Raw genomic sequence first — 7,578 nt, 5'->3', positions numbered from 1 at the left:
CAGCTACTGTCTGGTGTTTCAGGGGGCTACATCACATATGTCTACTGTGTGCGCCCATTCACGCTATAGGGTATGAGCTGGTGGATAATGGCCTATCGTATTTCAATACTGCCATGGCTACAGAACTCGGGCAGTTGTAATGCTTGAGATCGCATATTATCTACAGTATGCGACATGCGTCACATCCGGACACCGGTATAATCATGCAGGGCTGTGGTTACCTTAGCGTATTGGCTTTGTGTCTGGCGGAAACCAGTCCATCACGGCGGGTATTCTGGCCGGGGAAGGGGCTCTAATCCCGGAGCACGTGTACCTATGACTACTGTTTTCGACAATCACCGCATATTGGTTATGCCCAAATAGGGGAAGGTCTATTGTATGCGATATCGGGCTATGGCTGATCAGAGCTGGTTTTGCCTGGTCTGAACAACAGGTGTCTACTGGATGCGACAACCAACGCACCGGTAGGTGCTGACAGGTAATGGTCTACTGTATGCGAGGTGCGGTTAAATGGCCGCTCCTCTCTGGTTATGCAGGTTACGAACAACTTTGGTGTCTACTGGATACGCCAAGCCATGCACCGCTACGTGCTGACAGGCAATTGTCTACTGTATTCGACGCCCGGTTAAATGGCCGAGCATCGCCGGGTATGCACCAATAGGGTCTACTGTATGCGAGAGTCGACATATAACCCATGTTAAGTGTCTACTGTGTGAGGCAACCTGTGAAGCCTCGTGGGTAAAGGTCTACTGTACTCGATGGTTAGGAACGATCACTTACTGACCATGGATATAGCTCCAGTGGTCTGTATTATTCTGCCGTCCGAGAGTGATATGAGTTCGCAGTCCAAGAACCATCAGAAGATTACACTGACTATTTTAACTATAAGAAACTGAATTATATACCTATTAATCAACCTCAATAGAGATGCTGGATATGTTTCCAGAAACCTAAAATTACAAAAATTGACAGTTGCTACATATTTGTATGAGTTTTAAACTATCTCTGCAACACACGGAAAAATGTTTCATTATGGGAATAAAAAATGAACAAAAGTACAATTGCATTGATGATGGCCATGCTTTCAGGTACTGCTTATGCTGACTCTACGCAGTTAACGCCAAATTTCTCACCGGAAAGTGTAAGTGTATCTACCTCCGCCGGGATGTTAAGCGGTAAATCTCATGAAATGGTTTATGATACTGGTACAGGAAGAAAGGTCAGCCAGCTGGACTGGAAGATCAAGAATGTAGCCATTTTAAAAGGCGACATTTCCTGGGATGCATATTCGTTTCTGACACTGAATGCACGAGGCTGGACATCCCTGGCTTCCGGGGCTGGTCATATGGACGACTATGACTGGATGAACGATAATCAATCGGGATGGACTGACCACTCATCCCACCCCAGCACGAACGTCAACTATGCCAATGAATTCGATATGAACGCAAAAGGCTGGGTTTTCCAGAATGAAAACTATAAAGCGGGTGTAATGGCTGGTTATCAGGAGACTCGATTCAGCTGGACTGCAACCGGTGGTTCCTATAACTACGATAATGGTGCATATACTGGAGAATTCCCTGCTGGTGAACGTGGAATTGGCTATAGCCAGCGGTTTTCCATGCCGTACATTGGCCTTGTAGGTCAGTATCGTATTAATGATTTTGAGTTCAATGCATTGTTTAAATTCAGTGACTGGGTTCGGGCGCACGATAACGATGAGCACTACATGCGGGATTTAACTTTCCGTGAGAAGACGACCAGTTCACGTTACTATGGCACTTCAATTGATGCCGGATATTACGTAACTCCAAACGCCAAAGTATTTGCTGAGTTCACCTACAGTAAATATGAGGAGGCTAAGGGAGGGACTCAGATTATTGATACTAACAGTGGCGAGTCCGCCTCCATTGGGGGAGATGCCGCCGGGATATCAAATAAAAACTATACGATTACAGCGGGCCTGCAATATCGATTCTAAGTAAAAAATCTTGATTAGGAGGATTTGTTCCATTTCATTCGTTACCTAATCATGACACATGCCATATTTAATGCCAGAGTAACAGCTCTGGCATTGAAAGATTTCATAAATTAAAAGTCAGGCATACCCGTCAAGCGTAGAAGATGAAATCCACATAAAAAACAGAACCATAGTATGATGCAGCACCATATCATCCATCAAGATTTCGGAGGATATAAGAACAGAATTTATTAAGATATGGAAATATCGAGGTTCCTGTATTTTCTGTCTACTACAGTAGACCACCGGGAAAAGAGATAACATGTATACGCCCGGATTTCAGAAATCGGATTAACTGAATACCATAACGCAAAAGCGATAATTTAAAAGAGACAGCCACATGCACTAAATCAGATCGGTTTCCTGATTTTTGTTTAACCTGATACTTAATGCTAATGTATGCGTACATTAGCTTTGGCTGAGGACAAGATTCGTGAGAGCTGAAACGAAAGAAGCTATGCGGATGTTTTTGGGGGGACGTTGCTACACGGCTAAACAACTCGAGAAGGACTATCTCTCTGAAGTGGCAGGTTACAGCGACGACCGCTGGGAAGCGCCGCAAAGAGCTGCCCGGCTGGCGGCAGCGGTAAAACGCTACAAAACCTTTGAGATGCTGCGTTTTATTTTTGCCACCATCGCGTATGATCCCGACCCGGATCTGACCCCGCTTGCCGTGAGGCGGCTGTGTCAGGCCTTGTTCGGCAGAACCGGTAGCCAGTGGCTTATAGTGGAAATTTTCGGGGTGAAGGGACGGCAGCACCGCAGCGATGACAGCACTCCGGAGGCCGTTGAAAAAATGGCAACCAGATATCGTCACGCCGCAGGGCTGCACTGGGCGGCAACTCTGGCGGAAATTGAGCGGGTAAAGCGCAACTATCAGACCCTGGTTAAGGCATCCAGGAAGGGAGAAGGGTAAATAACATAAATTTAAAGCTAATGTACGCATACATTAGCATTACGCTAAAGTGGCTATACCACCAGTTTTTGTATCCAGATGGCTTACTGACATGTTTCCTTGCACGGTAATTCAGGTCTGAATGCGACAGGGGCCTACAGCACAGAACGGGATTGAGAACTGGAATGCGCTGGTCTGTTTTGCACCAGCGCTACGGGGTTTTTTATACCACACACAGGTTTCAGCTGGTGGGCATCACGGCAGCTACCTGAGCTTACTGTAGTGTTTTTGCCCAGCCCGATACTGTTTTATTGCAGCCTGTTGGCAGGCTACAGAGTCAGCCGGGGCGATGTCTGGATTTTCTTTCAGTGCGTCAATTGTGGCCTGCACCATGCCCTTGTCCAAACCCCATGTGGGTGAGGAGGGATTATTGGCTTCTAAAGGGACTTTCAGTTCCAGTACATCTCGTTTAGCACACGTTTTATTTGCCTGGTTAGTAAGGTCTGGCTCTGCAAGGATTTTAGCGGATACACCAAAACTCGCCAAAACCAGACACAGGGTGATACTTGTCGTTCGCATGTTTTATCCTTATTAATCGTCACTGATAATCAGAGTGGTCTGGGATGCTTCTTTCTCCACGCCATCCACATTCTGTGTTCAGTCCTGATGTTTCCTTCAGAAGTTACTTTATTGTGCTTCGTGGTCGGTGGAGAGGCTAAAACGCTTTCAAGCGTTTCACCAGCATCGAATCGCGCGTACAGCTTGTAATCGGCGGCATTCGTGTTTGTCGGCTCACATTTGCCATGGCTCATTTTTATCATCCTTTGCGATAAGAACTTAACTCTGCCAGGTACCAGCTGCTGGCGCCATAAACGAATTTTTACTCCCGGTGGTAAATCACCTCAGGCATCGTCATCCCGGAGTTCCAGGTTTTAATACGTAGTGAAGGTCTTGCTCAATACTCGCCGGACGGAATTATTCATCATCACCGGCAGGGGCTGCAGTGCTGGTATGCACTTTATAGCAGTCCACCCGGCGGGACAATTCATGAAAGCTGGTGGGCTCGTAACCATCACACTCAAAACGTAAGACAACATGCCTTATAGCCCTGCAAAGCCTTTGCCCCGGAGCGCCACGCTCTGCGTGGGTCGCGACTGTGCACATTCTCGGCATATTCTTTTTTTCTTTTTTTTATTTTTTCTCTTTTTTTCGTCCGCGCGGGGGCGGTGGGCCTGGCACGTTGAAGGTCAGGATCCTTAAGGGTATGTTGTCTTACGCAGGCTCTTTTGCTGCCTGCAGCACTTGCCGGCGATCAGAATCAGGAGAATGGCCATCGCCAGTTTTCCCTCATTTATGGCATACAGTAGACATCAATCCGGTGTAAGGTACCGGTTCTGACCGGACTATTTCCCCTGGGGCTGCTGTTCGTTACAGCTCTGAGCTTATACCGTGGATACGCGGTTTGTTCTTACGCTTATCACCGAAAGTGGCGAACGGGCCTTACGGGCGAACGCTTTAACAGAATTAACGCCAACTTTGTTAGGGAGATAATAAGTGAACATCGAAGCGAAGCAGTTTCTTACCGGCAGCGGCAGAAGAGTACTGACAAATGAGGGCAGACAGGGTATGGGTGGAGTTGCTGGTGTAGGCTCTTCAACCGAGAAAATGCTGGGCTACGTCGCTGAAACTGTTTTTGAAAACTGCGGCCAACTGGATAACCAACAGCTCGATGACATTATCAGCTGGATACAACTTTATAAGTCCTGAATGATGCATGAGTGTACAATGCAGCTCGTGTTTCTAACCGACGAAGCGTGCCAGATTTGAATTGTATATAAATCTGCTACACATGGGGTATCTATGAAACCTGAAGTTCGTGAAGCTCCGATTAGTATCCGAGCCAAAAAATCACAGCGTGACCTGATCGACATGGCCGCAAGCCTGGTCTCAAAATCACTGACTGATTTTATGCTTGAGGTCGCCTGCAGGGAAGCACAGGACATTCTGCTTGATCAACGCCTGTTTCTCCTCAATCACAACCAGTTTAAGGCGTTTATAGAGGAGCTTGACGCCCCAATAACGCCGGAGCGCAAGACGCGAATCGATAACCTGATGAACCGCAAATCACAATGGGAATGAGAGCGCCTGAATCCCTGACGGCTGAACATAACATCGCTGATGTTCTGTTGCCAGGTGCCTGCCCTTAATAAGTGGTTAAAGACAAAGGCTCTCAGAAACCACAGTACCGGCATTTCCCGTGTCTATGCCGTTTGCGCAGAAAACACGAACCGGATCATCGGTTATTATTGTTTATCTTCGGGTAGCTTCCGCCATAAGACAGTGCCTGGGACATACCGACGCAACGCACCTGATGTCATTCCGATCATTGTCCTGGGACGGCTTGCCATCGACCACTCCAGCTCCTGTGCTTATCCTCCCGGGTAGATCGGGCTTTTATGAAAACAGTGACATGTATAGGGAAGAGGGATGCCGGAAAGCGGGTTGGACGTCCTTCAGTACTGAATGAAGAACAGAAACTACGGTGATTGCACAGATTAAGCGGGAGTCGTTTTTCAACAAAATGCCTGCAGGTCAGGGGAGAATTCATCGCAGGGATGTTATGGTAGATTGCTTGCCAGTTTGAAAGTAGCCTTATCAGACATTCAGGGAAAGGAGAGTCATCGGTATGACAATTTTAGTGACGCTACAGGCTCAGCTCATTGTGGGAGAAGAGCAGGTGATAAAAAGCCTGGCACCGGAGGGGATGCTGGCGGCCGTATTTGAAGACGACGGCCGGACCGGGTATTTCTATGCGCTCGATGAGTCCCTTGAAGGAAACCCGATTCTTGATGCAGTGCATATCTACAATGTCGAGGATATATCAGACGCCCACATTCCTTCTGACGTTAAAATCGGCTGGTCTGAAGACAGTCAGAAATGCGTGCTCCTTATCAACGGATATCCGCATGCAGCGTTCGATTTCGTGGGGAAAAATGGGTACTGCAGAAGCGGATACCCACCCCCGATTAACAAGGTTTGGTCTGTGTCCGGCCATGAATGGAGCGATTCGGTGGATGACTTTTTCCGGTGAGTTACGGTGGGCTTAACGCCTGCCGCTTTTCTTTATCCAAAGTGAAAATGTCGCCCTGAAGAGACCGGACGATTTCATGGACTTTCAAATGATAAACCAGGTATCCAAATGCCCGCTTCTCTTTCATGCCTTAAATGACGAAGTCGTGGCGTTTTACACAAAGTTTGGATTCGAGACCTCTGCAGTCAATGCACTGACATTATTGTTCCCGGTCAAAGTATGAAAACGGCTCGGCGCTGATGGAAGGCTCGTCCGGGGCAGGATAGCAGGTGATGTTACTCATACTTCCCTGGGACTGGCTCCCCCATATAGGTGTGGGTACAGCAACGGCAAGTTACCTTAACGTCCTTTCCCATAATCGAAGGGTTTACCTGTTGTAAGATTCCATTTCCATCAACAAACAGGCCCGGATAAAAGCTGCTGTCACCGATACGTACCAAATCTCTTTTCTGATGCTCATGCAGGGGTCAGTTTGGATATCGAAAATTATTGTACGTTAAGGCTATTTTTTGACCTCTCTACTTTAGCTGGCCTCAGCCGACGAAACTTACCGGAAGCCGGTATCCGGTTGCTTTTCCAGATATAATCGCCTGTCAGATTGATGTGCTCCCAGCCCAACGGCGACAAATGCGACAGCAGTTGCTCGTTGATCTTCAGCCCTTTACGCTTCAAGGCCTCGACCGCTCTTTCCATGTAGACGGTATTCCACAGCGAGATAGCTGCCGTCAGCAGCGTCAGTCCACTGGCGCGATAGCTCTGATTTTCCGGTTTCCGGTCCCTGATTTCCCCCAGGCGGTGCAGGAATACCGCACGCGCCAGCGCGTTACGGGCTTCTCCTTTATTCAGTCCCGCCTGTACCCGCCGACGCAGAGCCGGATCGCGGAACCAGTCGAGCATAAACAGCGTTCGTTCAATACGGCCAATTTCCCTCAGTGCTTTGGCAAGTCCGTTTTGCTTGGGGTAGCTGGCAAGCTTTTTCAGCATCAGGGATGCCGTCACTGTTCCCTGCTTTATCGAGGTCGCCAGACGCAGCACTTCACGCCAGTGGATTTCGATCTCTTTCAGATTCAGGCTGGTCGTTGATATCAGTGACTGAAGTGCCGGGTATTGGTCCGCTTTCCCTTTGATAAACAGCTTCTTGTCGTGGAGATCCCTGATTCGCGGACAGAACGCAAATCCCAGCAGATGCATCAGGGCAAAGACATGATCGGTGAAACCCGCGGTATCGGTGTAATGCTCCCTGATTTCCAGGTCGCTTTCGTGGTACAGCAAGCCATCGAGCACATGGGTTGAATCCCTGACCCGACTGATTATGCAGGTGTAAAACGGGCTGTATTGATCCGAAATATGGGTATAAAACTGACGTCCAGGCTCTTGCCCATATTTCGGGTTAACCTGCCCTGCGTAGCGGCCTGAGCTGCCTGTTCTGAAATTCTGTCCATCTGATGATGACGTTGTCCCGTCTCCCCAGAATGCCGCCAGTGGTCTTTTCCCCTGTGCATTTACCAGCTCAGCAAGAGCGGCTGAATAGGTTTCGTCGCGGATGTACCATGCCTGAATATCTTCGAGTGA

The 7,578-nt window shown here is 48.3% G+C and carries 7 protein-coding genes and 2 pseudogenes; 6 read left to right on the top strand and 3 right to left on the bottom strand.

Annotation, left to right across the window (positions count from 1 at the left end):
• Nucleotides 1–199: 199 nt before the first annotated feature.
• From HMPREF3178_RS32160 to HMPREF3178_RS03145, 3 genes and pseudogenes are all read left to right on the top strand, one after another.
• Nucleotides 200–313 (top strand): annotated as a pseudogene (locus HMPREF3178_RS32160) (DUF6710 family protein); the annotation flags it as partial.
• 732 nt (nucleotides 314–1,045) lie between these two features.
• On the top strand, nucleotides 1,046–1,981 hold the full coding sequence (kop, locus tag HMPREF3178_RS03150; RefSeq protein ID WP_004118075.1) for an omptin family outer membrane protease Kop: 936 nt from the start codon (nucleotides 1,046–1,048) through the stop codon (nucleotides 1,979–1,981).
• 472 nt (nucleotides 1,982–2,453) lie between these two features.
• Complete coding sequence (locus HMPREF3178_RS03145; RefSeq protein ID WP_175438951.1) at nucleotides 2,454–2,936, top strand: hypothetical protein; 483 nt, start codon at nucleotides 2,454–2,456, stop codon at nucleotides 2,934–2,936.
• A gap of 243 nt (nucleotides 2,937–3,179) precedes the next feature.
• Here HMPREF3178_RS03145 and HMPREF3178_RS03140 read toward each other — a convergent pair whose 3' ends face one another.
• Nucleotides 3,180–3,494, bottom strand: coding sequence for a hypothetical protein (locus HMPREF3178_RS03140; protein ID WP_004118069.1), 315 nt, complete (start codon nucleotides 3,492–3,494; stop codon nucleotides 3,180–3,182).
• 975 nt (nucleotides 3,495–4,469) lie between these two features.
• Between HMPREF3178_RS03140 and HMPREF3178_RS03130 the strand changes: the two genes are divergently transcribed.
• From HMPREF3178_RS03130 to HMPREF3178_RS03120, 3 genes are all read left to right on the top strand, one after another.
• Nucleotides 4,470–4,682 carry a hypothetical protein gene (locus HMPREF3178_RS03130; protein ID WP_004118064.1) on the top strand — a complete coding sequence of 71 codons (213 nt, stop codon included), beginning with the start codon at nucleotides 4,470–4,472 and terminating at the stop codon, nucleotides 4,680–4,682.
• A 93-nt stretch (nucleotides 4,683–4,775) separates the two neighbouring features.
• Complete coding sequence (locus HMPREF3178_RS03125) at nucleotides 4,776–5,054, top strand: type II toxin-antitoxin system TacA family antitoxin (RefSeq protein WP_004118062.1); 279 nt, start codon at nucleotides 4,776–4,778, stop codon at nucleotides 5,052–5,054.
• Nucleotides 5,055–5,601: 547 nt separating this feature from the next.
• Nucleotides 5,602–6,006 (top strand): DUF2251 domain-containing protein, encoded by a 405-nt coding sequence (locus HMPREF3178_RS03120; protein WP_004118061.1) that lies wholly within the window; start codon nucleotides 5,602–5,604, stop codon nucleotides 6,004–6,006.
• A gap of 275 nt (nucleotides 6,007–6,281) precedes the next feature.
• On the opposite strand, the pseudogene HMPREF3178_RS32060 reads toward HMPREF3178_RS03120, so the two are convergent.
• Both HMPREF3178_RS32060 and HMPREF3178_RS03115 read right to left on the bottom strand, forming a co-directional pair.
• Nucleotides 6,282–6,470 (bottom strand): annotated as a pseudogene (locus tag HMPREF3178_RS32060) (hypothetical protein); the annotation flags it as partial.
• 22 nt (nucleotides 6,471–6,492) lie between these two features.
• Nucleotides 6,493–7,578, bottom strand: a 1,086-nt coding sequence (locus tag HMPREF3178_RS03115) for a Tn3 family transposase (RefSeq protein WP_139146010.1), incomplete at its 5' end; no start/stop codon positions are given.

It is taken from the genome of Klebsiella sp. HMSC09D12 (assembly GCF_001808475.1).
GTDB classification, from domain to species: domain Bacteria; phylum Pseudomonadota; class Gammaproteobacteria; order Enterobacterales; family Enterobacteriaceae; genus Klebsiella; species Klebsiella oxytoca.
The sequence above is the reverse complement of the archived record's forward strand: the minus strand, read 5'-3'. Positions and strand labels throughout refer to the sequence as shown.

Bases quoted from the DNA above. Each gene is read 5' to 3' on its own strand.
- kop (WP_004118075.1), top strand. From the start codon at position 1,046: ATGAACAAAAGTACAATTGCATTGATGATGGCCATGCTTTCAGGTACT.
- HMPREF3178_RS03140 (WP_004118069.1), bottom strand. From the start codon at position 3,494: ATGCGAACGACAAGTATCACCCTGTGTCTGGTTTTGGCGAGTTTTGGT.
- HMPREF3178_RS03125 (WP_004118062.1), top strand. From the start codon at position 4,776: ATGAAACCTGAAGTTCGTGAAGCTCCGATTAGTATCCGAGCCAAAAAA.
- HMPREF3178_RS03120 (WP_004118061.1), top strand. From the start codon at position 5,602: ATGACAATTTTAGTGACGCTACAGGCTCAGCTCATTGTGGGAGAAGAG.